This is a genomic window from Synechocystis sp. IPPAS B-1465, assembly GCF_003015225.1.
In the GTDB taxonomy this organism is placed as follows: domain Bacteria; phylum Cyanobacteriota; class Cyanobacteriia; order Cyanobacteriales; family Microcystaceae; genus Synechocystis.
Map to the genome: position 1 here is coordinate 1,486,231 of NZ_CP028094.1, position 25,731 is coordinate 1,511,961.

A 25,731-nucleotide genomic window follows, 5' to 3' on the forward strand; every position below is an offset into this window, starting at 1 on the left:
AGATAAAATTGTTAAAAATCAATCAAGGTGATTAAAGAACTAACTTCACAGGGGTTTGTTGGGTCGTTAATTGCTCTGCAAACGGAGCCGGCATATTTTTGGTAACGGCCATGAGATAGTCCAAAAAGGTTTGGGTAATCACCGACAGTTGTTTACCCGCTAGGTTAGCCACGTACCAACGCCGCTTGATAGGAAATTCGTCAATGTCCAAAATTGTCAGCTCACTGCGGGCTCCCTCCGATACCAGGGTATGTTGGGACAACACAGAAATGCCCATGCCACCGGCGATCGCCTGTTTAATCGCTTCATTACTACCCAATTCCAACCGCACCCGCACATCCACATAATGGCGGTGGAACAAATTTTGTACTGCTAAACGAGTACCGGAGCCTTTTTCCCGCATAATAAACGCTTCATCATTTAACGCCGTGATGGGGATATTGCTTTTCCCAGCTAGGGGGTGGTCCCGACGGGCAATGACCACTAAAGGATTGTCGAGGAAAGGCTGGTAATTGAGATCAATTTCCTCCGGCGGCTCACTAACAATGTACAAATCATCTTCATTGTTTTGCATCCGGTGACGAATCTGCTCATGGTTAGTCACCTTGAGGGATACTTCAATGCCGGGATACTTTTGGATAAATTCCCCCAGTAAACGAGGAATGAAATATTTGGCTGTGGTAATCACTGCCAAGCGTAAACGCCCCTGTTTTGTGCCCTTAATATCCGCCACTTTCATGGCAAAATTGTCCAGTCGCTGAAAAATATCTTGGCAAGTTACCAACAATTCTTGCCCCGCCTCGGTGAGGTAAAGCCGTTTGCCAATCTGCTCAAACAGAGGAAGTCCGACAGTTTTAGATAACTGTTTAATTTGACTAGAAACGGTCGGCTGGGTAATGTAAAGTTCTTCTGCTGCCCTGGTGAAACTGCCATGTCTAGCGGTGGCTTCAAAAACTTTTAATTGGTGTAAGGTTGCTTGCATGTCCTTGACGAAGATGGTGATTTAGATGGGGGGACAATTTGAAGGGGCAGATTAATTTTTTTCAAGCCCGCACTGAACAGGAACCTAAACTAAGTTTCGGTAATTTTCAGTTGTCGGTCCTGGCTGGGCTTGGGTCTAGGATGTGCTGAAGTCAATAACTAAAATAGACCTATGGCTATTACACTCACTTTCATAGACCTGGGATTGTTGTTAGATAACCAATGATAGAATAAAGCCAATGATTTTGACAAGCTTAGTCCGGGGAGTTGGCATTGATAAACCGCCACCTGGGGCCGAGGCCCGATTCTCAGTCCCATGACAGAACTGTTGACTAACGCAAATCAGCTTAGGCGGCCATGAACTGACCCGGACCCAAAGGTTTATTTTGCCCTCAGAGCGGAGTGGCCCCATAATGGGGGAGATTTCAGTCAGAAAGGAGCCTACACCGTGGATACAGCGGTCAACGAATCCCTCTCGATTTCCTATAACTTAGAACAGTTCTTGATTGTGCTCTCGGTCTCCCTGAGCATTGCGACCCTGTCCAAGACGGTGCCAATTCTGCGGAAAATTCCCTACACCCTGCTGTTGGTAATTGTGGGCATGGCCCTGGCCTTTGTCGATGTGAAATTGATCAATCTGTCGCCGGAATTGATCATGGAAATTTTTCTGCCTCCCCTACTGTTTGAGGCTGCGTGGAATTTACAGTGGCGCAATCTCAAAGAAAATTGGTTTCCGATTACTCTCTTTGCCACTTTGGGAGTGGTCATCTGTGTGGTGGGCATTGCCTTTCCCCTTTCCTATTGGGGGGGGATGGAGTTGGCGATCGCCTTTTTGGCCGCGGCGGCCTTGTCTGCTACAGATCCAGTGTCGGTGATTGCCCTATTTAAAGAGTTGGGGGCGAGCAAAAAACTAAATACGTTAATGGAAGGGGAGAGCCTATTTAACGATGGGGTGGCGGTGGTGGTCTTCCTCATTTTGGTGGGCATTCCCCTAGGCACCAGCACTTTTGACTTGTCCGTTACCCTCGCTCGATTTGTCACCGTGATCGGCATTGGGGTGGGCTGTGGCCTGGTGATTGGCTTTAGTTTGTCCCTGTTGACCCAACGATTTGACCTACCTTTTGTGGAACAGTCCCTCACCCTGGTGTCGGCCTACGGTGCCTATATTCTGGCGGAAAACCTGGGGGGATCGGGAGTAATTGGGGTGGTGGTAGTGGGCATGGTGTTGGGCAACTATGGTTCCCGCATTGGCATGAATCCCCGCACCAGACTGATTGTCAGCATTTTTTGGGAATTTGTGGCCTTCTTTGTCAATTCCATTATCTTCTTACTGATTGGGGATCAAATTGGCTTGAGCAGTCTTTCGGACCACCTCAACCTGATTTTGATTGCCATTGCTGCGGTGGTGGTGACTCGCTTAGTGAGTGTTTTTGGTCTGAGCTTGATCAGCAACAAGGTGAGTGACCAGATTAGTAGTACCCACATTACTCTCCAGGAACAAACCGTACTCTGGTGGGGCGGATTGCGGGGTTCCGTCGCCATTGCCGTGGCCCTGAGTGTGCCCCAGGCGATCGCCGAGAGACAGGCCATCATCGACATTGTCTTTGGTGTGGTGCTATTCACCCTACTGGTGCAAGGACTGACTACCCAATTTGTGCTCAAAGGCCTAGATTTAATTGGCGATCAACCCCAACGGTTGGAATATGCAGAGCTAGTATCCCGACAAATTGCCCTACGGCGGGTGTTGGCGGAACTGGAAAAAACCGATGAGTTTCCCGACATTAACCCAGAGCGGTTGCGTTATAAGCAGGAATTAGTCCAAGGACAACTGCAAAGCGTCACCGACAAACTCAAACTGCTCCTGCAGGAATATCCCCTATTGCAGGAAGTGGCCAACAAAAAATTCGACCAGACGGTACTAGATATAGAGGCGGAAACCTATGCCGATTTAATTCGTATGGGTCGCTTGGAGGAGAATATTATGCCTTTACTGGTCACCCTGGAAGGGGAAAATGTGGCCGAACCATCCTAGAGCGTGTTTTAAAAGTCCCCTCCTAGCCCCAAACTTTGGGGGGATTTAAGTAAAAGTTCCCCAGTATTGCCGGAGCTTTAGTAGGTCGATTTAGGGAGAAAAAGAAAACTTTTCAAACATATTCTTGGATATGATTCGATTCTGTTTGGCCTAAACCAGTTTTTGGATCACTAAAATTTCTCCCATGGTCAGGAAAATTTCAGCGTTTCCCAGTTCCTGGAGAGCCTGGATAAAACTGGGCATATGCTAGCGGTAGTCACAAGGAAACCAATCTTCTTTCAATGGCTAAAAGGGCGGCTTGGGTACGATCTCGCACCTCCAACTTACGCAAAATAGTGTGTACATGGACCCGCACTGTGCCCGGCGCAATGTAAAGTTCGTCGGCAATTTCTTGGTTACTTTTACCCTTGGCCACCAAAGATAAAATTTCTAGTTCACGCTTAGTGAGTGGGTTCTCTCCATCTGCATCCGCCAATGGCAGCACCGCCCCCGTGGACGAACTGTGTTGAAACGCGGTCTGAATTTCCTGAGAAGCAATGGCATCCCACCAGAATGCACCAGCCGCCACTGAGCGAATCGCCAGCACTAATGTTTCTGCGGCCACCCCTTTAACGCAATAGCCCTGGGCTTGGGCTTCAATCAGGCGGTTAATTAAGGCAGGCTGGGAATGGGAAGTAAGAATTAGGACTGGTAATTGTGGATGAATTTTTTTGATTTGATGGCAGGCTTCAATGCCGCCGATACCGGGTAATCCCACATCTAAAATCACCACATCAAAAAGCTGTTGATTGACGTAGGCGATCGCCGTTTCTCCATCTTCCGCCTCCCCGGCCACGTCCAACCCTGGTTCCTGGCTGAGACGGGTCACCAATCCCAAACGGAAGAGTTCATCGTCCTCCACCAAAAGAATCCGGATTGAAGTTGGGGAAATTGCCATAAATGGTTTTGATTAACAAAGGTAGTCTGGATAATTGGCCTAAATTGGGGGTCAAAACTAGCCGATCCAATGCCTGCTATCTATCCCAAAATTATGCTTTCTGAACCCTATCATTTTCCTTTAAAACGTGTTTGGAAAGTTTTATTCCGCCCCCTAAATCCCCCAACACTGGGGGACTTTCACTCAGTTTTCCCTAAATTGAGGGGGCCAGGGGGGCTTTTAAAACAGTTTTAAAGATGAATAGCAATAAACTAAAGAGAACGTTAAACCCTAGGATTCTATGGGTACGGAAAAAGCAAAAATAGCCCCTTGGGGAGAGCGGGGTTCCGCCCAGATTTTACCACCGTGGGCTTCAATAATTTGGCGGCTAAGATATAACCCCAGTCCGGCTCCCTTTGCTTGGCGATCGCCATGGCCTTGATAAAATTGCTCGAAGAGATTGGGCAATTCATAGTCGGGAATTCCCCGCCCTTCATCGACAATTTGCACCTGGAAATGATTATTTTTGGAAGTAAGGGAAATTTCCACTTTACGGCCCCGGGGGGAGTGATTAATGGCATTGGTAATGAGGTTATTAAAAACCCGTTGCAGTTGCAAAGCATCGGCCTGTAACCAATAGGCTTGGCGAAAGTCGGAGTTACCTTGACGCAGACATAAATGGATTTGGCGGGACGTGGCCAGGGGGGTGAGTTGCAGAATTACTTCCTCCGCCAGACTAGTGAGATTGACCGGTTCCTGGTGCAGATATAAACCCTCTGTGTCATTGCGGTAAACATCCATCAGGGTTTCCACCAGTTGCAGGGTCATGCGGTGGCTACGCATCATAATGGCGATCGCCCGTTGTTGGTTATGGGTAACAGCCCCAAACTGTCCTGCTTGGAAGGCATTAAGGGTTTCAATTGCCCCCAAAAGGGGAGTTTTCAGGTCATGGGTCAGGGTTGAGACAAAATCCTCCCGCACCTTAGCCAGTTGAATTTGGGTTTCCAGTTGCACCTGTTGTTTCACCATGGCCGCTTCGTATTGTTGCAGGCGATCGCTCAGCCAAGCGGTGACTAGCAGTGCCAGTACGGTGATTATCCGATTGGCCACGGTGATGGGGGTGATGGGTTCAATGCCCGGAATCCACAAATTGAGCAGGGTTAAAACCACCGCAGTACCTGTTACCCAGAGGGTTGCCCGATGCCCCAGCCGCACACTAGCCAATAGTACTGCCCCAATGTACAGATAGCCGAGCACGTAGGGAGGGGGAGTGCTGTAATCCAAACTGATCACGATTAAAAAAAGAATTGCCAACAACCAGTGGGTACGGGTCCAAATACGCACTGTTTGGTCGGCCAATGATTGAACAGAAATGGCTTTCAAGGGGAAAAGTTGCAGGGGTCTTCCCGCCCATACTAAAACAAAAAAGATAGATCTATTCGTTTAATTACTTCTATATCATTTGGTATAGGCAAAAGCTAAACAACTTTAATATAGGTAAGGAAATTGCTTAGGCATAATCTATAAATACCTTTTAAATGCCCTTCTATACCTTGTGAAAGTTCATTTATCACAGCAAACTGATGATATGGATAAATTAGGGGCGGAATTTGATTTTTTTCCCATAGCCAGTAACCCCCACTTATCCTGTTTTGATGATGGTTTGGAGATGACAAAATTTTATGTTGCAAGGTTTTGTACAAATTGCATTAATTTTAGCTATCCTTGTGGCCACGGCCCCCTTGCTTGGGCGTTATATGGCACGGGTTTTTCTTGGTCAGTCCACTTGGCTCGATAAAATTGCCCGTCCTCTAGAGTCGTTGATTTTTGCCGGTTCCGGGATTACAAAACATCCCTCCATGGGAGCAACCCAATATGTTAGTGCTGCGCTGATCAGCAATCTGGTTATGGGGGTTTTTGTCTTCCTAATCTTGATGTTCCAGGGCAGTTTACCCCTCAATCCCACGGGTTTAGCTGCTCCGTCTTGGGATTTGGCCCTACACACTGCCATTTCCTTTGTGACCAATACCAATCAACAACACTATTCCGGAGAAACGACCTACACCTACTTTAGTCAGGCTGGAGCCCTAGGGTTTTTGATGTTCACTTCTGCGGCCACCGGCATTGCAGTGGCGATCGCCTTTATTCGGGGCCTAACCGGCCAGGCGATCGGTAATTTTTACCAGGATTTAGTGCTATCAATTACTAGAATTTTATTGCCAATTTCCCTCGTGGGAGCAATACTCCTCCTGGTGGCGGGGGTACCGGAAACCCTTGCGGGGCCAGCCCAGGTAACCACCCTGGAAGGGGCCACCCAATGGATTGCCCGGGGTCCGGTGGCCCATTTTGAAATCATCAAAGAACTAGGGGAAAATGGTGGCGGTTTTTTTGGTATAAACTCTGCCCATCCCTTCGAAAATCCCAATAATTTTGCCAACCTCTTGGAAACGGTAATTATGATGGTGATTCCCGCCGGCCTCATCATTACTTACGGCATCATGGCAGGCAACCCCGAGCAAGGGTGGTTAATTTTTTGGATGGTGTTTATTCTTTATGGAATTCTGATTGCCATTGCCGCTGTGGGGGAATTTCAAGGTAATCCTCTGATCAATCAAATTCTGGGGGAAACCCAACCCAATTTAGAAGGTAAAGAAGTGCGCTTTGGTTGGGTATTAACGGCCCTGTGGGCTGTGTCCACAACGGGAACCATGTGTGGAGCAGTCAACGGCATGCATGACTCCCTCATGCCCCCTGGGGGTTTTGTTACCCTATCGGACCTATTCCTGCAAATTATTTGGGGAGGCCAGGGCACGGGCACAGCCTATCTGTTTGTGTTTCTCATCCTGACGGTTTTTCTCACTGGATTGATGGTGGGAAGGACACCGGAATTTTTGGGTCGCAAAATTGAGAAACGGGAAATTGTCCTCGCTAGCTTAATTCTTCTAATCCACCCCATTGCCATTTTAATTCCCACCGCTATCACCCTCGCCTTTCCTGACACCCTAGCGGGCATTAGTAATCCGGGCTTCCATGGCATTTCCCAGGTGGCCTACGAATATGCTTCCGCCGCCGCCAACAATGGTTCTGGCTTTGAAGGTTTGGCGGATAACACTCTTTGGTGGAATTTAAGCGCCAGTTTCTCGTTAATTGCCGGACGCTATGTACCAATTGTTGCCCTAATTTTCTTGGCAGATGGCATGGCCCGCAAACAACCCGTTCCGGAAACCAGCGGTACTCTCCACACCGATACAACCCTATTCACCGGGATTACCGCCGGAGCCATCATCATCCTCGGTGCCCTGACCTTTTTGCCCATTTTGGTACTCGGTCCAGTGGCGGAAGCTTTCAATTTGGTTTAGCAGATCCTTGGTTGCTACCTTTTCTCTACCCTTAAATCCGATTTTTACCTAAGATTATGAACTCCACTTCCACTGTGCGACAACCGGGGGGGCCACGGCAGCAGCGGCGACACACCCCAAAAGCCAATCTTTCCGATCTCTATCAAAGGGCTTTCAAGGAAGCCTGGGTGAAGCTCAATCCCAAAATCATGGTCAAAAATCCGGTCATGTTTATGGTTTGGGTCGGCACCTTGATCACTGGGATGTTGACTCTCAATCCCAACCTATTTGGGGTTACTGGCACCTCAGCCATGTTTAACGGGTTAGTGACGGTTATTTTGTTATTTACGGTTTTATTTGCCAACTTTGCCGAAGCCGTGGCCGAGGGTAGGGGAAAGGCCCAGGCCGATGCCCTGCGTTCAACCCAGACTCAGACCTATGCCCAGCGAATTTTAGCCGATGGTTCCCTAGAAATGGTCAGCTCCACCCATCTACGGAAAGGCGATCGTATTGTCGTTTCGGTCGGCGATATTATCCCTGCCGACGGGGAAGTGTTGGAGGGGGTGGCCTCGGTGGATGAATCCGCCATTACGGGGGAATCGGCTCCGGTACTGAAGGAACCAGGTTCCGATGTGGCCAGTTCCGTGACGGGGGGCACCCGCATCATTTCCGATGAACTGATCATCCGGGTGACAGCAGATCCCGGTAAGGGCTTTATTGACCGCATGATTGACCTGGTGGAAGGGGCAGAACGCAGTAAAACCCCCAATGAAATTGCCCTAACGGTATTGTTGGCGGTGTTGACCTTGGTGTTCCTAATTGTGGTGGCAACTCTGCCTCCCCCGGCTAATTACATCGATAGCCCGGTGAGCATTACCCTACTTATTGCCCTCTTGGTGGCGTTGATTCCCACCACCATTGGCGGTTTGCTGAGTGCCATTGGCATTGCTGGCATGGACCGGGTAGCCCAGTTTAATGTGGTGGCCACTTCCGGGCGGGCCGTGGAGGCCTGCGGCGACATCAACACCTTGGTGTTAGATAAGACGGGCACTATCACTTTGGGGAACCGTTTAGCGGAGACCTTTCTGCCAGTGAATGGTCATTCTTTGAAAGAAGTGGCGGCGATCGCCTTGGCGGCAAGTATTTTTGACACTACCCCAGAGGGAAAATCCATTGTGCGCCTAGCGGAAAAGATGGGAGCTACTTTGGACTTCGATCGCCAGCAGGCGGAGGGGGTGGAATTTTCTGCTCGGACTCGCATGAGCGGCACCGATTTACCCGATGGCAGTGAAGTGCGGAAAGGGGCGGTGGATGCCATCCGGGGCTTTGTGCGGTCAAGGGGGGGCAAGTCTCCCACCGGCCTTGACGAAGCCTACGGAAAGGTTTCCCATCTAGGGGGCACCCCCTTAGCGGTCTGTCGTAACGATGAGATTTACGGTGTAATTTATCTTAAGGACATCATCAAACCAGGTATTCAAGAACGATTTAATCAACTGCGACGCATGGGGGTCCGCACCGTTATGCTCACGGGGGACAATCGCATTACTGCTTCGGTAATTGCCAAGGAAGCGGGGGTTGATGACTTCATTGCCGAAGCTACTCCGGAAGACAAAATCCAGGTTATTCAACAGGAACAAGCCGCTGGTAAGTTGGTGGCCATGACCGGAGACGGTACCAACGATGCCCCGGCCCTCGCCCAGGCCAATGTGGGTTTAGCGATGAATTCCGGCACCCAAGCGGCTAAGGAAGCGGCCAATATGGTGGACCTCGATTCTGACCCCACTAAACTGATTGACCTGGTCACCATTGGCAAACAACTTCTAATCACTAGGGGGGCATTGACCACTTTTTCCCTGGCCAACGACATTGCCAAATATTTCGCCATTATTCCTGCCATGTTCGCCGGTATTGGCATTGGTGCCCTCAACATCATGGATTTGAAGAGTCCCCAATCCGCCGTACTTTCGGCCCTGATTTACAACGCTCTGATCATCCCTGCCCTCATTCCTCTGGCCCTACGGGGGGTGAAGTTTCGTCCTTTAAGTGCCGATCAATTACTCCAGCGCAACATTTTGGTTTATGGGCTGGGGGGCATCATTGTGCCCTTTGTGGCCATCAAGCTCATAGACCTCGGTATTTCGTTGCTTTGATGTCCGATGACTGCAAGGTTTTGCCATTGTGCCCTTTCCCCAGAGATTTTTCCCTACTTTCTCCTTTACTCCAACTCCGATGTTTTCTACTTCTAAAACCTCCGTCATTGGCCGCATCATCTTGCTGGCGACTTTATGCAATTTGGCGATCGCCTCCCCCATTTATGCTGCTGGTAACGGCGCCATTGACCGGGGAACGGCCTATGCCCTTGGCCTCCTAGTAATCATTGTTCTGGGATTGGCTGTTTACCTGGCCATGGTAATTATTGAGCCGGAACGTTTTTAAGGTTACTTTTTCAAACTAGTTTGGTTAATTTTTATGCTCCATTACTAACCTGATATTTTGCCTAAAAGCATCTTTCAAACGCCCCCTGCCCCCCCAAAAAAATTAGGGGGAAGTTAAGTAAAAATCCTCCATTATTGGGAAATTTAGGGGGCAAAATAAAACCTTTCAAAAAAACTCTAAAACTTTGCCATGATTCGCAATTTTGTGATTAGTTTACGCAGTACTGCCCTGCTTTGGATTTTAACAGCCCTCATTTACCCGGCGATCGTATTAGTGATTGGTCAACTGGTCTTTCCCTACCAGGCCAATGGTAGCCTGATCACTGATTCCCAGGGGCAAGTTGTGGGTTCGGCTTTGATCGGACAAACCTTCACCGAGGAGGGCTATTTTTGGAGTCGCCCCAGTGCCATTAACTACAGTGAAGGGGCAGATGCTTCCCCCACGGGCATTTCCGGTGCAAGCAACCTAGCTCCCAGTAATCCTGACCTTTTATCCCGCATTGAAGCAGAGGCCCAACGCTTAGAGGACAATGCCGTGCAACCCACTGCCGATTTGCTTTACAGCTCTGGGTCAGGGCTTGATCCCCACATTAGCCCAGCGGCGGCCCAAGCCCAGTTCGACCGGGTGGCCAAGGCCAGATCTATTCCTCCCCAGGAGTTGCAAAGCCTGATAACTAAACACACTGAGGGGCGCTTCCTTGGCATTTTTGGTGAGCCTGGGGTCAATGTCCTCACCCTCAACCTGGCCCTCGATAACCGTTAAACCCTTGCCTCTGATGTTTCAAGCAAAAATTCTTGTGGTTCACCACGGCGATCGCCTACGGGCCATGGTTAGCCAGAGTTTGCATTCAACTTCCCTTACCTATGAGCTACACCGGGTTGGGAATTGAAACCTTGATCCGACCTATCGTCCTGCCCATGAAAACTTAGACCGTTCAACGACGGACCGAGGCAGGCCCCTCTGCTTTCTGCAAATCCCCTCTGCCCCATCACCATGATCCATGCCGGTCAATCCAGTTCCTTGACTCCAGCGGCGTCCCCCCCTCACCGGCGGGGTAAACACAAAATTTTCATTGGCATGGCCCCGGGGGTTGGCAAAACCTATCGCATGTTGGAGGAGGGGCAACAGCTCAAGCAGGAAGGCTTTGACGTGGTGATTGGCCTGTTGGAAACCCACGGCCGGGAGGAAACGGCCCAAAAAGCCATTGGTCTGGAGCAAGTCCCCCTCAGAACCATGATTTGGCAAGGGCGATCGTTGCTGGAAATGGATACCGGAGCCATTCTGGCCCGATCGCCGCAGTTGGCGTTAGTGGATGAGTTGGCCCATACTAACATCCCCGGTGCGGAGCGGGAAAAACGCTATCAAGATGTGGAACTTATTTTGGCCGCAGGCATTGACGTCTATTCCACCATCAACATTCAACATCTAGAAAGCCTCAATGATTTGGTGTATAAAATTTCCGGGGTGGTGGTGCGGGAACGGGTGCCCGATCGCCTTTTGGATGAAGCTGACGAAGTGGTAGTGGTTGATGTTACCCCAGAAACCTTGCAAGAGCGTTTGCAGGAAGGCAAAATTTACGCCCAGGACAAAATCAACCAAGCCCTGCAAAACTTTTTCAAGCGCCAGAATTTGGTGGCCCTGAGGGAACTGGCTTTGCGGGAAGTGGCCAACAATATTGAGGAAAATAGTCGCCATGATCAACAGACTAATCACTGTGCTGTCCACGAACGGATTTTGGTGTGTATTTCCACCTACCCCAATTCCATTCAATTATTGCGACGGGGGGGGCGCATTGCCAGTCAAATGAATGGTCGTCTATTTGTCTTGTTTGTGGCTCCCACCAATCAGTTTCTCTCCAAGGTGGAGGCACTCCATGTGGAAACTTGTCAACATCTGACCCAGGAGTTTGAAGGGGAATTTATTCGCCAGGAATCCGACAACGTGGTGGGGGCCATTGCCCAGGTGGCCACAACCTATCGCATCACCCAAATTGTGTTGGGGGAAAGTCGGCGATCGCGGTGGCATTTACTGATCAAGGGTTCCATTATTCAACGGTTAATGCGCTGTTTGCCCACTGTTGATCTGCACATCATTGCCAATGGCTAAATCATTTTTACCTAGGAACTGACTACCGTCACTAACATGCTCCCCCCATAAAGTTGAGACCTCCGGCTAGCAAAGGCTAAAACCTTTTTTGAAATTCCACTATGCCCCGGCTGTCGTCTTGGAAATTGCTAGACCCCCGGATCACAGTGCTGTCGTTAACCCGGTATTCCAAGCCCCACTGGGGTAGGCGATCAGAGTTGATGATTTTTTGCACCGACACTCCTATTTGGGGGGTAATATCAATTCCAGCTTCCGCCGCTACTCCAATTTGATTTCCCTGGAGGCGATCGCCTTCGTTCATTAAGGGAGTGGAAAAAATGCGAAATTCACTTAGTCCTAAAGCTTCCCCAATGCGCCCCTGGACTGGGCCCAACACTGCGGACCCGGCCAAATTAGCTAGCCCCACTGTGGTTTGAGTACTATCCTGACCAAGGGTACTGAGCACACCGCCCCCTAACAACGTAATAATTTCCTGCGGCGATCGCCGGGGGGTACTGGTGAGCTGAATATTTTGGTTAATCTCACTGCCATAGCCATTAATGTGGGCTTGGATACGCACCGTTTGTAGGCTGTCTTGGTTAGCACTAAAGGGTTCTGGAATCTCGGAGGATTGGGAAGGACGATTAGCAATATTGCGGCTTGTTTCACTGACGGAACTGAGCAAATATAAATCGAGATAGGGGTCCAAACCCCGCTGGGGCAGAAAATAAACGCTGTTATTTTGGTTATTATCCAACCTTAATTGGCTGGCAAATAGATTCACCTGGCCCCCTTTGAGCTTAATTTCCCCCTCAGGACGTAAATTTTGTGGGGTACCATTCAGGGTCACTTGGCCAGCGGCGGCAAAATCGAGAAAAGGTAAATTTTGCACCCGGATATTTTCCGCCAACACCAAGTTTAAGTTGTTGAACGTTAAGCCCCGCTGGGAAGAAGCACCGGAACCCAAGGTAGGTAGGGTTTGCCCCACGGAGATATTGCCATTGCCCAGGGCTAATTGACCTCCTATTTGGGGGGCGATCGCCGTGCCGGTAATCTGCACCAATCCCCCCAAAGCCCCTTGGTACAAATTGGGAATATCCACCGCCAAATTATTTAAGCTTAGTTGTAAACCCTGGTCCACATCGGGTAAGGCATTTTGCAGGGGTAGACTGCCCACCATCGCTAATCTCCCGCCACTAATCTGCCCAGTTAAATTGGTGACCTGGAGCGTATTTAAGTCCGCCGTAATTTGGGCATTGACCTGGGTTAAGGGCTTATCTGGTAACATCTGAGCGGCGATCGCCCCATTGTGGATGGTAATTTCCCCCAGCCCCTGGAGTTGGTACAGGGTTTGTTTATAGGGATCAAGGCAACCCAACAAAGCTAAATCCACTTCTCCCTGACCGCCTAGCCAACTTAATTGTCCACGGCTGAGTAGGTTGATCAACTTCAAACTGTCATTTTTTAACTTTAACGCTACGGAAAAATGATCACTGTTGGGGGCTTGGCTAGCAAAAGGAAAGACGTAGGGCACACTACCCTGTAATTGCAGGGGTTCCGTGAGGGAATTAACCAGACTTTGTAACTGAAAATCTAAGCGACCAGCCTGGTAACTAAAATCCCCCTCAGTTTTTTCCAGCGCTAAAGGACCAAAGCGATTCTCTTTAATTTGCACTTTGCCCTGGAATTGAGGGTCCCGCCGGCTACCCCGGAGGCGAAAATCAGCAAATACATCCCCCTCTGGAGCAAAGTGGGCCGGGAGACGTAAAATTTTGGCTAAGGGACCAAGGGGTAGTTGATGGAGTTGAATTTCTCCCTGTTGGCCCTGGGGTCCCAGTGACCCTGTTACCCGCAAAAATCGATCGCCACTTCGTAGTTCCAGGGGAGCAAAGCTAAGATTATCCCCCTGCCAGCGCCCCGCCAATTGCAATTGCCCCAGCCCATGGTCGCCCCACTGCCAATCTTGGCCCCAAAGGTTAAAGTTGGCCGCCAGGGGAGAGTCTTCCCGTTTCTCCACGGTAATTTTGCCCTGCAGTTGTCCCCGCAGTTGGTCTAAATCTGGTACAGGTTCATGATTGGTCTCCGTTGGGGCCAAGCTAGCTTCACTCTGGGCCAGTTGATTAAATTGAGTGGCCAGATCATCCAAGGCATTGCCCACACTAACCAGCGGTGGCAAATTTTCTTGGTCTAAATCTTTGCCTATTTCACCGTATAAATCCTTAGCAGTACCGTAAATGGGGGGCTGAAAACCCCGGCCAAAATCTTCCCAGGTGAACAGTTGCAGAGCCGTTAAAACATCTTCAATCCGGCTTTGACGGAAACTAATTTCCCCGCCCCACTGGGGTTGATCGCCTTGGAAATTGGCTTGCCCCTGCACTAAAACTGTACTCTGGCCATGGCGCAAACGACCATTGTCCACCGTTAGTTGCCCCTGGCCGTAGCGAAAATTGCCGGTTAAATCCTGGGCGCTAAAATTACCCCAACGGGGTTGCTTGATATTAACCCTAGTGGCGATCGCCGTTTTTTGGGCCAGGTCAAGCTGAAAATGCCCCGACAATTGTCCTCCCCAAGGTTGGCTCTGGAGTTTGGCCAAGGAATCCGTTAAAGATTTGTCGCCATTGGGAACAAGGGTAAGGGCTAAGGGCAGACTATTTTGCAAAGCCTCTAGGGGTAAGGAATGGGCTGTTAAAGACCATTGGTCAGCCTGTTTTTGCCCTGCCAGTTGCCATGGTCCCCGCTTAAATAACACCGCCGTTGGTTGGTGCTTGGGGTCTAAACTGAGGCGAATTTGTTCCCCTTCTCCCTGGAGAGCCAACTGTAATCCCTGCGGATCTTTTTCCGCCTCACCCCTTAAACGGGAGGCAAATTTAAATTCCCCTAACTGCAAATGGTTCACTGCCAATTGCCCTTGCCATAAAGGTTGCCCACCGGAGCCAGTCACATCTCCCTTGAAATCTAAATTTCCCGCCAACGGAGCCCCTGGGGGAGTGGGAATAATTTTGGCTAGGGGTAACCCAGTAGCCTCCACCTGGAGGTCCATAGCCTTGATTGCCGCTTGGAAATCAAAACCGGTTTTAACCCCAGCAATGGCAATTTGTAGATTTCCCCGGGCGTTTAAACCCTTGCTACGGAGTTGGCTTAACTTAAGCTGGGAGCCTTGCCAGTCAAAGGCGATCGCCACGGGGTCGGATAATAATTGCCAACCCTGGGAGCTAATTAAATTTCCTGTTAAGTTCGTCAACTGAGCCGTTTCCCCAGTCCACCGCCCGGTTAGACTCAATTTTCCCGCCACCTGCCCCGGTTGACCAATGCGCAAAGCCTGCCAATCTATGCCCTCCGAGTTGAGTTGGGCAGTGAAGTTTTCCTCCCCTACACTGAATTTTTCAATGTTTACTGTCCCCTGGGGGGAATGCCATTGCCCAGCCCCGGCTAAATCCCATTGCGGCAGAGGTTGGTCTAGTTCTCCCTTGCCAGTCCAGTTCCCAGCCAAAGTTCCCGACCAGGATTGATCCATACCGGGCAGGGTTGCCAGGGAAATATTTTTCGCCACAAAAACCCCTTGCCATTGTTTACCCTGGAGTTGAAATTGGTCGATCGCCACGGTGCCCTGGGGTAGAGTTACTTGCCCTTGACCCTGTAGCTGCAATGGTGACTGGTCTTGCTGATTGCCCTCAGCCCACACCTGGGCTTGCAATTTGCCCTGCTTGAAACTGTCTGGGATTGATGCCGTGTCGAAAGTGCTAAGGGATAAATTCTGCAGTTGAAAATTGCCTTGCCATTGCCCTCCCTGGTAGGCAAAATCGTTGGTTTTAACCAATCCCCCTGCGAGGGCAACATCAGCTTGGGCCTGGGCCTGCCAAGTAGGAGGTTCAGATAATTTTCCTGTGATTTGGGCTTGCCCTGATAGGGGTAAAACGGGTGGTAATTGGGCACTTAAATCCCCCTCTAACCAGGGTTGCACATCAACTTTGTCAGCCTGAATATGCAGTTGGAACGGTTGCCAATCCAGTTTATTTCCTTGTCTGTGGGCTTGAATTTGCCCCGATCCGGTTAGGTTACCGCCGCTGTGGGGTGAAGCCTGAAAATGTTTCACCACCACCCGATCGCCTTCTAGGTTGACGTTGGCTTGGAAATCATCTAGGGCTAAGTTTTCAATCTGGAGGGAATTTTTACCTGCTTTTTGTAGGGCGACGTTAATTTGCGGATTTTCGAGAGGCCCTTGAATGGTGACCGTGGAACTTAATTGACCACTGATGGGCATGGTGGCCGGGGGAAACTGTAGCCCCTGGAAAATTTTGTTGACTTCCAACGGTGCGGTGGCGATCGCCAGGTTAAAGCCATCCTGCCAGTCAATGTGACCCTTGCTTTGGGCTTGAATTTCTCCCAATTGTCCTTTCACTTGTCCCAGTTGAATTTTGCGACCTTGGAAAGTTAGAGGGCCATTAATGGCAGTTAAGGGGCGGGCCAGTTGGGGCAGTTGCAAACTAGCTTGGTGTAAATCCACCTCCCCATCCAGGGAAGCCAGTTGTTGATCCTCAACGGCGATCGCCAAGTCACTGTCTAGGGTACCCCTTTGAAAATTCAGCGGTAGGGGCAAAATTTGCTTGAGGGCGGTGAGGGGTAAATGGCGACTTTTGACCTGGAGTTGCCAGCGTTCCTGGGCTGGGTCAATCGTTCCCTCCAAATTTAGGTAACTGTGGCGCTCCACCAGGGGTAACAGTTGACCTTGGAGACGAAAACGGAAAAGCTCTTGGTTCGACCCTTGCCAAAATTGGGCATCATTTAACCGTAATTGAATGGGTTGATTGAGAGCTTGGTGACCGTTGCGACTAACCACCGTGCCCCGACCCCGACGAACAATTAATTTTTCCAGTTGGAAGGGAAAATCTTCCGCTAATTGCCCCATCTCTGTATGCCACCACTGCCCTGATCGCCCCTGTTCAAAATAGGCTTGGGGTTCCATGGCGGTGATGGTCAGCCCGAGATGTTCATCTTGGAGATATTGCCAGGGGTTATAGCTAATCTTTAAACTTTGGAGTTGTACCCAGTTGGGGTCGGTGGCTGTAGCCGGAATGCTAGTGGCACCAAATTCTAGATGGGTGAGGGAAACACTGGTTAATGGCCCCAACTCCACCGGACGATTCAAGAAATGTTCCACCGCTTGCCCCACCAAGGGAGACACATTTCGTTGCACCCAATAATGACCGTAGGTCACCCCCCCGGCGATCGCCACTACCACGCCACTGCTAAAGCCCACCACCATTGCCCAGGGGAAAACCGCCCTGGAATGCTCTGCTAACCGGGGCACCCCCAAGGGGGACTCAGACTTTTGGCGATCGGTGACCATAATTTCAGGCGCTATTCATTCCCCACAACCACCCTGTTAGGCTAACACTAGCCAGCAAAATCCTGGGCAAACCAGATCCAATTCATCTTAGTCATACCATCACCACCAGGGAGACGGAGTAGAACCTTGCTCTTGTTCCTTTTACCCTAGTTTTTCTGCGCCGATATTGGCGCGGGAGAGTTGATCAATCCTGCTGATCAATCTGAATCAACAATGATTTCCCACCATAAATAGTCCAGCACTGTTCTAGACCGAAGGCTAAACTAGGGCTAAATTTGCAAAATTCCCTCGGGCATCACCGTTAACAATTCCCGCCGTTGCAAACCCTCTTGATGACAAATGGCGTTGGCTGATAATAGCCCACTGCTGATGGCCCGCTCCATCAAACCGCAGGGAAAGGGCATTTTCACCCAATCCCCAGCGAACAAAAGATTGGCCACCGGAGTTTCCGTCTCCGGGCGATCGCCGTAGCTGTTGGGGGGAAAACCGGAGAAATTTTTCTGGTTAACCAATTCCCGGTGTAGGAGTTTTGCCGTAGCTAACGAGGGGACAATTTCGTACAATTCCTGCTCAAAGGTGGCTAACAAATCCCCCTGGGTGGGGAACTCTTTTTCTTTGTAGCAATAGGCGTGTAACTCCACCACACTGCCCCCGGTGCGTTCCGCCCAGGCAATAAATTGATTTTGGATTCGGTGATAAAGGGTAATGCTATCGGTTAAACGGTAACCGGATAGGGAGGCGAAGTTACTGTGGGGCCATTCAAAATCTTGATCAAACCAAAACCGGGCCACTGCAAAGGGATCCGCCACCGCTAGGTTTTTCACCTGTTGGACAAATTGGGGATTAACATCTCCCCCCAGGCGATCGGCCAGGTTTTTCATGCCCACTACATCCGCCGCCAGCACATAATAATCTGCTTTGAGGGTTTGCGCCGGTGGTTTGTCCTTGGTGCGGGACACCAACTGTACTTCCGTGGCACTACTTCCCGGTTTAACCGCAAACTTGGCTAAATTTCGCTTAGCTGGCCCTTGGATAACTTGACCATCCGCATCATACACAGCGCCATGGCAAGGACAGATAAATTGACCATTCTCCTGTTTGGCAACGGTGCAACCTTGATGGCTACAGGTGAGGGATAGAGCTTCTTTTCCTTCTGGCTTAGCCCAATAAACCCGATCGCCAGCGCCATAGTAAACATTCCCCCCTGGGTTTGCCTGGGTAAGCAGATCATTGCGGGGCACAGTAAACGGCACATCGCTGACCGGATCATCCCCCTGCACATACTGGAGGGATTGGATTAAACCTTGGTCACAGTTAATCGCACTAACGGTGGCTTCGGTGATGATTTGTCCGCCGTGGGCTTTGATGGATTCCACCATAGGCATGACCAAACTAGTCACCATATCGTCCTTGGTGCCATTAAAAGCTAGGCCTTCGGGATTACCGAAAAAGTAAAAATGGAAAAACTGCATCAATTCCCCCGCACTCAACACATCGGGGGCGTTCAAGCTAGATTTGGCAAAGGGTAGGAAGTAAAGATCGTACAAACCTTTGGGGAAACCCTTCGCCACCCAATCACTGACGGTGATGCTATCTAGTTGGTCATAGCTTTTGGGAATTTGAAAACCTGTAATGGCTCGAAAAACTTGCCAATGGGCAGGCTTGGTTAAATTAATGCCCCAGCGCAATCGGTTCGGGGAAGAAATGGTCAGATCGACAATATTCCAGGGAAAGGCGGAATGGCTAGGGCGAAACACCTCCGGCTCATAGCCCTCTTTAAAGACTAAAGAATAGAAATCAAGGGAACGAAAATTGTCGGCGATCGCCAATTCATTAACAATGCTTTTGAGGTTGTAATACTGGGGGAAAAAGCCGTGGAAACCGTGCTCCATCTGGAAAGTTTCTTCCCCCACCTGGATGGGCCAGCCCGCCACCTTGCCCCCTAAATTTGGCGATTTTTCCAAAAGGGTAACCTTAAAGCCCCGCTTGCTCAGTTCATAGGCTGAAGCTAAACCAGCTAAACCAGCTCCCACCACCACCACCGACTTTAGTTGGGACAAATATTGCGGCAAATCTAGGCGATCAGTATCGTACCGGGCCGGCTGGGGCTTAGCTAAACGGGAATAACCAATGGCGCCCCCCAGGGTACCCACCCCTAAAAGCTTGAGCGCAGTACGACGGGAAACAACGGTGGAATTAGGATTGGGGGGTAATTCAGTCATGCAAAAGGCAGACGGTAAAAATAAGAGCTAGGGGGGCAGTAAATAGTTCAGCCCTGATTCTAATCGCTCTATCCCAAAACTTTCTACCCAAAACTCAATTTGAATTTAGTCTTCGTCCTGGGGATTTTGATGGTCTTCGGCGGAATCGGGATCCAACTCCCAACGACGTTCATCCCTAGCCCCAAAGTTTCTCACTGTGGCCACCGGCCTACCGTCCACACTGGCAATGCCCATGGATTGCAGTAATCCTTCCGTCACATTCTGATCGGGAGTAGGATTGTCGCCCCCCACGGCTTCTTCCCCTACCACTTCCGCTTGATACCAATTGTCATCGGGATCACCACCGCTGAGGTTGCCATTGTCCAGGTGGGGCATTCTCATTAATCTAACCACATGACCAAAACCCGTATCTCGGTCAGTTAAACCATCAAAAAAAATGCCATCCTCTTCTGATCCTGTTAGATCTGCCAGCAAAAGTTGCTCAGAATTATCTTGTTCAGAATCGAGATAATCATCACTACAATTGGCAAAATATTGATTGATATCCATTTTCATCTCTCCTCTATTGCTAGAAGTTTTTCTAAAATATTGATTTTTTAATCTATTGTTATCGTAAATAAAAATGGGGATCATCGCAGTTTTCACAACAAATTCTTAACATTTGTCCCCCGTAAGAGTTACAATTTTTGCAGAAATTCTTAACAGTTACCATGGTCAATTCCCTGTCCGACGAGCAGTACAAAATTAAGATGCAAAAGCGCAAAGCTTTACAGGATGAGCGCATTGCCTCTGCTAAGGCAGAGAAAGGTCTGGTAATTGTTCACACCGGCAACGGCAAAGGAAAAACCACCGCCGCCCTGGGCATGGTGTTGCGGTCCCTGGGTCATGGTTATCGGGTAGGAATTATTCAATTCATCAAAGGGGCCTGGGAACCGGCGGAAAAAGCGGCCTTTACCCCTTGGCAAGACCAATTAACTTTTTTGGCCCTGGGAGAAGGTTTTACCTGGGAAACTCAAGACCGGCAACGGGACCAGGCGATCGCCCATGCAGCGTGGCAAAAAGCCCTGGAGTATATCCGCAATCCCGATTACCAACTAGTCCTACTGGATGAGGTAAATGTGGCGTTAAAGCTGGGCTATCTGGACGTGGAAACAGTACTAGCCGGCCTGCAAGGGAAGCCGGAATCTAATCACGTTATTTTGACAGGCCGGGGAGCACCCCAACCATTGATTGACCGGGCCGATTTAGTCACAGAAATGACCCTGATCAAACATCCTTTCCGGGAGCAAAATGTTAAGGCCCAACCCGGCATTGAGTTTTAGTCCCTGTACAGGAAGAATAGCGCCCTAACCCCTAGGGTAACCACTGAAAAAACTATTGAGGCAAGGGTTTAGGAAAAACTAACTCAACTCTTCGGTGGAGCGACTAAGCATTGTTTCTTCCACATGCTTTTCCTGTTGCCGTTCCTCTGCTAACAATTCCCTGGCTTTCTCATCCAAGTCTTCCGCTACGGTTAGTTCGGTTTCCGCCGCCCGAGCCGCCATATTTTCATGAAGTTGCTGTTCGTTTTGACGCTCTTTGGCCAGAAGTTCACGGGCTTTATCTTGGGTGCTCATAGTTTTGCTGGGGGTGAGAAAACTGGAATAAGAAAATTGATTAGTAACTGCCTATACTTTATCGCCAAAACGGAAGCATCCGGGAAAGTAATCGCTCAGTTTTTTAACACTACCCGAGCCACTTCCACCCCAGGATAGTAACGATTGAGAATTTGCTGATAGTTATAACCCTGACGGGCTAGGTCGTAGGCTCCATACTGGCTCATGCCCCTCCCCTTATGTACCCGGGCCACAATTTCATCCGTAGAAGCATAGAGGGATTCCACCACACCACCGTTATGGCTCAACACCTGGCCGAGGGTGGAAGTAACAGCATTGTGGGAAGGGCCCTGCTCACTGCCGATGCCCTTATAAACTTGCCATCTTTGGGTATCCCCCAGGTCAAACCACTGGCTGGCGGGGCGTACCATATGGACCAGGGCATAGGAACGGGCGGCGATCGCCTGGGCTTTGAGGGCTTCGGTGGGGGCGGTGGAGTGCATTTCGCTACCGACTACACTGGTTAGATAATGTTCTAAGTTGACGTAGTTGACTGCCAAAACCTTGTCGCCCCTGGGCACTAACAACACCCGTCCCCGGTACCAACGATCGCCTACGGCCAGGTAACCATTGGCGTCGGCCGTAAACCAGACTACGCCGGGAACAGAACGACCGTTAATCAGGAGACTGTTACCTTGGGCAGTGACGTTAATTCCTTGGCCAGCATTGAGACTCATCAGCCCTTGGCCTTGGCGGTCCTGGAGATATCCTTGACTGGAAACGGCGATCGCCACACTGGGTACATCTCTTTGAATGCCGACCCGAATTTCCAACGGTGGGGGAGTGTAGTCCACTGGACTGGCCATGGGGGGCGGTGCTGGAGCTGTTTGGGGACTACCGGAGGCTGGGGATTGCGGGGCAGATGGAACCGAAGCGGTATTGGTATTTTGAACAGGGGCGCTGTTCCCAAGTGCCGGGAATGTAACAGCACGATTTGAAATATTACCCGCTGGCCCAGTGGGGGTTGCCGGGGCACTTTTCGCTAAATTTTCGGCAGTGATGGGACGGGGACTTTTTAAGCCCGAAGCCGGAGAACCAGGAGGGGAGGGAATTTGGCTCAGGGGCGGCAGGGTTTTAATCAATTCTTCCCCGGCCATGTCGGCCATTACTTCGGTACCGCTATTAGTTTTGCCATTGGCGATGGCATTGGGGTCTTCCCCATAACCACTCCAAGCCAACAACAGAGGAATAGTACCAATGGAAGCGAGGGGAATTAGCATTAATGCCCATTTACGGGACATCGGCCAACGGCCGGCGATCGCCTGAAAAGAAAAACTTTTAGAAGACTTAAGAGATTTGAATAACTTGAATAAAGGGAAGGGAAAGGACGTTAATTTTTTCATGCCACCAGAAAAATTTTTCAAACCACACCCCGCTCCAGCCCATTGGAAGCAAAACAACAAAACTTTGAATATTGTAGGCCGGTTTCCCCCAAAAGGCCGGCGGGGATCACCAAAGAGCAGTAATGCCGCCTTGCCTCCCCAATGGCCATGCCATATGATTTGCTAAAGAGATTTTCTCATTAAAACCACACCACATCTCTGCCGATAGCAGTTAACCGGGTATGACCAAGATTGAAACCAGAACCGAACCAATGGTGCTCAACATGGGGCCCCATCACCCGTCTATGCACGGGGTGTTACGTTTGATTGTGACCCTGGATGGGGAGGACGTGGTGGACTGTGAACCGGTGATTGGTTATCTGCATCGGGGCATGGAAAAGATCGCTGAAAGTCGTACCAATATTATGTACGTTCCCTACGTTAGTCGTTGGGACTACGCCGCCGGTATGTTCAACGAAGCTATTACCGTCAATGCTCCAGAAAAGCTAGCCGACATTGAAGTTCCTAAGCGGGCCCAGTATATCCGGGTGATCATGCTGGAACTGAACCGCATCGCCAACCATTTACTTTGGCTTGGTCCCTTTATGGCGGACGTGGGGGCCCAAACTCCCTTCTTTTATATTTTCCGGGAACGGGAAATGATTTATGATCTGTGGGAAGCTGCTTCTGGCATGCGGTTGATCAACAATAATTATTTCCGCGTTGGTGGGGTAGCTGTGGATTTGCCCTACGGTTGGAATGATAAATGCGAGGACTTTTGTGACTACTTTTTGCCCAAGGTTGACGAGTACGAAAAACTAATTACCAACAACCCCATTTTCCGTCGCCGGGTGGAGGGGGTGGGCACTGTGACCAGGGAAGAAGCCATTAACTGGGGATTATCGGGCCCCATGCTCCGAGGTTCCGGGGTGAAATGGGACCTGCGTAAGGTGGATCATTACGAGTGCTACGACGAGCTTGATTGGGAAGTGCAGTACGAAACCGCTGGGGACTGTTTTGCCCGTTACCTAGTCAGAATTCGGGAAATGCGGGAGTCGGTTAAGATCATTCGTCAGGCCCTCAAAGCCATGCCTGGTGGCCCCTACGAAAATCTGGAAGCTAAACGACTCCAAGAAGGCAAAAAATCCGAATGGAATGATTTCCAATACCAGTATATTGCCAAAAAAGTTGCTCCCACCTTTAAGATTCCTGCCGGCGAACATTACGTGCGCTTGGAAAGCGGTAAGGGAGAATTGGGTATTTTCATTCAAGGCAATGACGATGTGTTCCCCTGGCGTTGGAAAATCCGTTCTGCGGACTTCAACAACCTGCAAATTCTGCCCCACATCCTCAAGGGGGTGAAGGTGGCAGACATCATGGCGATCCTCGGTAGTATCGATATTATCATGGGATCGGTGGACCGCTAGGTGACGTTGCCCAGTTCTAATTAAATTTTTCTCCCTTTTCCCATGGCTAATGAGGTCGTTAAAGCTAAGCGTCGCTCTAAATTCAATTTTGGTGATTTTGTCTTCAGTCCCCTAGCCCTTTTCCTAGCGGTGTTGGCTGGCATGGGGGCTACGGCCTTTATTAGCTATAAATTGGGGGATGCGGCCCTGGAGGGGGTTGTGCAACCGCACCAGTAACCCCATGGAGCAGTTCATTATTCCGCCTGGGGATGAGCCAGGGGAAAAACCCACAGATGGGTCGGAATCCGGTGCCAAGTTTGAGCCCGTCAATATTCAACAGGTGGCGAAAGAAACTAGGGCATATATTAAGAAACAACAGAAACTACCCAAGGGGGAAACCAACTCTGCCAACGCAGACCAGGGACAAGAAAAGTCTGAAGTGGAGACGGAGACGGAAAAAAAGTCTTAGATTCTAATGCTGCAAGCCCCCTAGTCAGCGACGAAAATCAAGGGGTCTTGATGCGGGTAGAGAATATTACCCAAGATCGCCGTACACTGCAGTTGGCGGTGAGCTTACAAAATAATGGCTCGGAGGAAGTGGAGTTTTTGTATAGTTTTTTGGAAGTCAGGGACCAGGATAATAATTTATTGAGTTCCTTTACTGATTCTTTGCCTCCTTCCTTACCCGGCGATCGCCAAGCGTATAAAGGCACCATCGAGTTATTTGGCCCGCTGCCGGATTCGGTGCGCAGTGTGTCGATCCGTTTAGCCAGCTATCCCGACGAAAAGGTTAAATTACAGATTGATGCCATTCCCATTCCTTAGCGGGTTGGATTGCATAGCCCTTAACTAAACTTCAATTTATGCGATCGCCTTTGTTGGCCCCGTCCGAAAAGTGTCAAGCTTGGCCCCGGTTTACTCCCCCTTGGTATCTATCATCGGGCTTGGCCATGACTCTCTACACTGCCTTTGTGGCCAATCAACGTTGCTTAAACTCAGCCCGGACGAGGGAACCTGAATACATCAGCCAGGTAATGACCGGCTCCCAAGGAGTGCCCCTCCATGTTTGGCGATCGCCCATTCCTTCCCAAGCTAAGGGGACATTAATTGCCACCTATGGCATCACTGGCTCCCTGGAAGATCAAGGCTTTTTGCGACAATGGGGACGCTGGGCCTATGAACGGCACTATGACGTAATTTTGTTTGACTGGCGCGCCCACGGTAAAACGGCGGAACTCTCCCCTACCCTCACCTCCGACGGTTTATATGAAGGGGAAGATTTTGTTTATTTAGCCGCCCAAGCAAAGGCTTTGGGTTACCCCGGCCCCTTTTGGTTTGGGGGTTATTCCCTGGGGGGTCAGCTTTCTCTCTGGGGGGTTTATAAGGGTCAAACTTTGGCAGATTGGGGTAACAACGACGCAATGCTAACTTCCTTTTCTCCCACAGACATTGGGGGAGCCATGGCCATTTGCCCTAGCCTTGATTCCCAGCGCTCCCTCAATTATTTAACCAGCCATCCAGTGGGACGATATTTGGAAAAGGCGATCGCCAACAAGCTGAAGGAATTGGCTTGGCAATTGCATCGTCACCATCCGGGGGAATTTGATTCCCAAGCCATTGAACGGGCTAATACTATTTGGGGCTTTGACCACAATTTGGTGATCGATCGCCTCGGATTGGCCTCTGTGGAAGATTATTACGAAGTCAGCAGTGCCTTGCCCCTGTTGAGCAAAATTGTTAAACCAACCCTATTGCTCTACGCCGCCGATGATCCCATGTTCCATCCCGCCATAGTAGAAGAATTACCCGGCTTGCAAAACCAACTTACCGGTGTGGATTTACAGATAACCCCCAAGGGTGGCCATGTGGGCTACATTGCCAATGGTCCCTGTCAGCAGGCTAGCAACGACCCGGACGAAAATTGGGCGATTCACCGCACCCTAGATTGGTTAGATCAAAAATCTTTGGCCTAATGGATCATTCACAATTTT

20 protein-coding genes are annotated in these 25,731 nt (G+C 50.0%); 12 read left to right on the top strand and 8 right to left on the bottom strand.

Annotated elements, in window-relative coordinates; all coding sequences use genetic code 11:
- Nucleotides 1–31: 31 nt before the first annotated feature.
- Nucleotides 32–982: a LysR family transcriptional regulator gene (locus C7I86_RS07005; protein ID WP_010872551.1), complete on the bottom strand. Its 951-nt coding sequence runs from the start codon at nucleotides 980–982 to the stop codon at nucleotides 32–34.
- Nucleotides 983–1,429: 447 nt separating this feature from the next.
- Here C7I86_RS07005 and C7I86_RS07010 point away from each other — a divergent pair, with 447 nt between their 5' ends.
- A complete protein-coding gene (locus C7I86_RS07010; RefSeq protein ID WP_010872552.1) occupies nucleotides 1,430–3,013 on the top strand; it encodes a Na+/H+ antiporter in 1,584 nt (527 codons plus the stop codon).
- Nucleotides 3,014–3,269: 256 nt separating this feature from the next.
- On the opposite strand, the gene C7I86_RS07015 is transcribed toward C7I86_RS07010, so the two are convergent.
- Together C7I86_RS07015 and C7I86_RS07020 are read right to left on the bottom strand one after the other, a co-directional pair.
- The gene (locus tag C7I86_RS07015; protein ID WP_010872553.1) at nucleotides 3,270–3,950 is read right to left on the bottom strand and encodes a response regulator transcription factor; all 681 of its coding nucleotides are present in this window, start codon (nucleotides 3,948–3,950) and stop codon (nucleotides 3,270–3,272) included.
- A gap of 270 nt (nucleotides 3,951–4,220) precedes the next feature.
- Complete coding sequence (locus C7I86_RS07020) at nucleotides 4,221–5,273, bottom strand: HAMP domain-containing sensor histidine kinase (RefSeq protein ID WP_010872554.1); 1,053 nt, start codon at nucleotides 5,271–5,273, stop codon at nucleotides 4,221–4,223.
- A 338-nt stretch (nucleotides 5,274–5,611) separates the two neighbouring features.
- Between C7I86_RS07020 and kdpA the strand changes: the two genes are divergently transcribed.
- From kdpA to C7I86_RS07045, 5 genes are all read left to right on the top strand, one after another.
- Nucleotides 5,612–7,288 (top strand): potassium-transporting ATPase subunit KdpA, encoded by a 1,677-nt coding sequence (kdpA, locus tag C7I86_RS07025; RefSeq protein ID WP_010872555.1) that lies wholly within the window; start codon nucleotides 5,612–5,614, stop codon nucleotides 7,286–7,288.
- A gap of 56 nt (nucleotides 7,289–7,344) precedes the next feature.
- Nucleotides 7,345–9,417 carry a potassium-transporting ATPase subunit KdpB gene (kdpB, locus tag C7I86_RS07030; RefSeq protein ID WP_010872556.1) on the top strand — a complete coding sequence of 691 codons (2,073 nt, stop codon included), beginning with the start codon at nucleotides 7,345–7,347 and terminating at the stop codon, nucleotides 9,415–9,417.
- Between the two features lie 79 nt (nucleotides 9,418–9,496).
- Nucleotides 9,497–9,703, top strand: coding sequence for a potassium-transporting ATPase subunit F (locus tag C7I86_RS07035; RefSeq protein ID WP_020861724.1), 207 nt, complete (start codon nucleotides 9,497–9,499; stop codon nucleotides 9,701–9,703).
- Nucleotides 9,704–9,892: 189 nt separating this feature from the next.
- On the top strand, nucleotides 9,893–10,465 hold the full coding sequence (kdpC, locus tag C7I86_RS07040; protein WP_010872558.1) for a K(+)-transporting ATPase subunit C: 573 nt from the start codon (nucleotides 9,893–9,895) through the stop codon (nucleotides 10,463–10,465).
- Nucleotides 10,466–10,696: 231 nt separating this feature from the next.
- Complete coding sequence (locus C7I86_RS07045; RefSeq protein WP_010872559.1) at nucleotides 10,697–11,809, top strand: sensor histidine kinase KdpD; 1,113 nt, start codon at nucleotides 10,697–10,699, stop codon at nucleotides 11,807–11,809.
- Between the two features lie 76 nt (nucleotides 11,810–11,885).
- Here the strand turns inward: C7I86_RS07045 and C7I86_RS07050 are convergent, their stop codons facing one another.
- From C7I86_RS07050 to C7I86_RS07060, 3 genes are all read right to left on the bottom strand, one after another.
- Nucleotides 11,886–17,135, bottom strand: coding sequence for a translocation/assembly module TamB domain-containing protein (locus tag C7I86_RS07050; protein WP_010872560.1), 5,250 nt, complete (start codon nucleotides 17,133–17,135; stop codon nucleotides 11,886–11,888).
- A 269-nt stretch (nucleotides 17,136–17,404) separates the two neighbouring features.
- Nucleotides 17,405–19,357, bottom strand: coding sequence for an FAD-dependent oxidoreductase (locus C7I86_RS07055; RefSeq protein WP_010872561.1), 1,953 nt, complete (start codon nucleotides 19,355–19,357; stop codon nucleotides 17,405–17,407).
- A 105-nt stretch (nucleotides 19,358–19,462) separates the two neighbouring features.
- Nucleotides 19,463–19,906, bottom strand: a complete 444-nt coding sequence (locus C7I86_RS07060) for a DUF6335 family protein (protein WP_020861726.1) — start codon at nucleotides 19,904–19,906, stop codon at nucleotides 19,463–19,465.
- A 161-nt stretch (nucleotides 19,907–20,067) separates the two neighbouring features.
- Between C7I86_RS07060 and cobO the strand changes: the two genes are divergently transcribed.
- Nucleotides 20,068–20,679 (top strand): cob(I)yrinic acid a,c-diamide adenosyltransferase, encoded by a 612-nt coding sequence (gene cobO, locus C7I86_RS07065; protein WP_010872563.1) that lies wholly within the window; start codon nucleotides 20,068–20,070, stop codon nucleotides 20,677–20,679.
- Between the two features lie 78 nt (nucleotides 20,680–20,757).
- Here cobO and C7I86_RS07070 read toward each other — a convergent pair whose 3' ends face one another.
- A complete protein-coding gene (locus C7I86_RS07070) occupies nucleotides 20,758–20,973 on the bottom strand; it encodes a hypothetical protein (RefSeq protein ID WP_010872564.1) in 216 nt (71 codons plus the stop codon).
- A gap of 95 nt (nucleotides 20,974–21,068) precedes the next feature.
- Entirely contained in the window at nucleotides 21,069–22,355 is a 1,287-nt protein-coding gene (locus C7I86_RS07075; protein WP_010872565.1) for a SpoIID/LytB domain-containing protein, read from the bottom strand.
- Between the two features lie 221 nt (nucleotides 22,356–22,576).
- Between C7I86_RS07075 and C7I86_RS07080 the strand changes: the two genes are divergently transcribed.
- From C7I86_RS07080 to C7I86_RS07095, 5 genes are read left to right on the top strand one after another with little or no spacing between them, the layout of a single operon-like run.
- Nucleotides 22,577–23,761 (top strand): NAD(P)H-quinone oxidoreductase subunit H, encoded by a 1,185-nt coding sequence (locus tag C7I86_RS07080; RefSeq protein ID WP_010872566.1) that lies wholly within the window; start codon nucleotides 22,577–22,579, stop codon nucleotides 23,759–23,761.
- Nucleotides 23,762–23,803: 42 nt separating this feature from the next.
- Nucleotides 23,804–23,977 carry a hypothetical protein gene (locus C7I86_RS19100; RefSeq protein ID WP_234376071.1) on the top strand — a complete coding sequence of 58 codons (174 nt, stop codon included), beginning with the start codon at nucleotides 23,804–23,806 and terminating at the stop codon, nucleotides 23,975–23,977.
- Between the two features lie 4 nt (nucleotides 23,978–23,981).
- The gene (locus C7I86_RS19105; protein WP_234376072.1) at nucleotides 23,982–24,209 is read left to right on the top strand and encodes a hypothetical protein; all 228 of its coding nucleotides are present in this window, start codon (nucleotides 23,982–23,984) and stop codon (nucleotides 24,207–24,209) included.
- 50 nt (nucleotides 24,210–24,259) lie between these two features.
- A complete protein-coding gene (locus tag C7I86_RS07090; protein WP_010872568.1) occupies nucleotides 24,260–24,565 on the top strand; it encodes a hypothetical protein in 306 nt (101 codons plus the stop codon).
- A 38-nt stretch (nucleotides 24,566–24,603) separates the two neighbouring features.
- Entirely contained in the window at nucleotides 24,604–25,713 is a 1,110-nt protein-coding gene (locus C7I86_RS07095; RefSeq protein ID WP_010872569.1) for a YheT family hydrolase, read from the top strand.
- The last annotated feature ends 18 nt before the right edge of the window (nucleotides 25,714–25,731 follow it).

Coding starts and splice junctions, on each gene's coding strand:
- C7I86_RS07095 (WP_010872569.1), top strand. CDS start 24,604: ATGCGATCGCCTTTGTTGGCCCCGTCCGAAAAGTGTCAAGCTTGGCCC.
- C7I86_RS19100 (WP_234376071.1), top strand. CDS start 23,804: ATGGCTAATGAGGTCGTTAAAGCTAAGCGTCGCTCTAAATTCAATTTT.
- C7I86_RS07050 (WP_010872560.1), bottom strand. CDS start 17,135: ATGGTCACCGATCGCCAAAAGTCTGAGTCCCCCTTGGGGGTGCCCCGG.
- C7I86_RS07090 (WP_010872568.1), top strand. CDS start 24,260: ATGCGGGTAGAGAATATTACCCAAGATCGCCGTACACTGCAGTTGGCG.
- kdpA (WP_010872555.1), top strand. CDS start 5,612: ATGTTGCAAGGTTTTGTACAAATTGCATTAATTTTAGCTATCCTTGTG.
- C7I86_RS07075 (WP_010872565.1), bottom strand. CDS start 22,355: ATGAAAAAATTAACGTCCTTTCCCTTCCCTTTATTCAAGTTATTCAAA.
- kdpB (WP_010872556.1), top strand. CDS start 7,345: ATGAACTCCACTTCCACTGTGCGACAACCGGGGGGGCCACGGCAGCAG.
- C7I86_RS07035 (WP_020861724.1), top strand. CDS start 9,497: ATGTTTTCTACTTCTAAAACCTCCGTCATTGGCCGCATCATCTTGCTG.
- C7I86_RS07005 (WP_010872551.1), bottom strand. CDS start 982: ATGCAAGCAACCTTACACCAATTAAAAGTTTTTGAAGCCACCGCTAGA.
- C7I86_RS07055 (WP_010872561.1), bottom strand. CDS start 19,357: ATGACTGAATTACCCCCCAATCCTAATTCCACCGTTGTTTCCCGTCGT.
- C7I86_RS07070 (WP_010872564.1), bottom strand. CDS start 20,973: ATGAGCACCCAAGATAAAGCCCGTGAACTTCTGGCCAAAGAGCGTCAA.
- cobO (WP_010872563.1), top strand. CDS start 20,068: ATGGTCAATTCCCTGTCCGACGAGCAGTACAAAATTAAGATGCAAAAG.
- kdpC (WP_010872558.1), top strand. CDS start 9,893: ATGATTCGCAATTTTGTGATTAGTTTACGCAGTACTGCCCTGCTTTGG.
- C7I86_RS07080 (WP_010872566.1), top strand. CDS start 22,577: ATGACCAAGATTGAAACCAGAACCGAACCAATGGTGCTCAACATGGGG.
- C7I86_RS07045 (WP_010872559.1), top strand. CDS start 10,697: ATGATCCATGCCGGTCAATCCAGTTCCTTGACTCCAGCGGCGTCCCCC.
- C7I86_RS07015 (WP_010872553.1), bottom strand. CDS start 3,950: ATGGCAATTTCCCCAACTTCAATCCGGATTCTTTTGGTGGAGGACGAT.
- C7I86_RS19105 (WP_234376072.1), top strand. CDS start 23,982: ATGGAGCAGTTCATTATTCCGCCTGGGGATGAGCCAGGGGAAAAACCC.
- C7I86_RS07060 (WP_020861726.1), bottom strand. CDS start 19,906: ATGGATATCAATCAATATTTTGCCAATTGTAGTGATGATTATCTCGAT.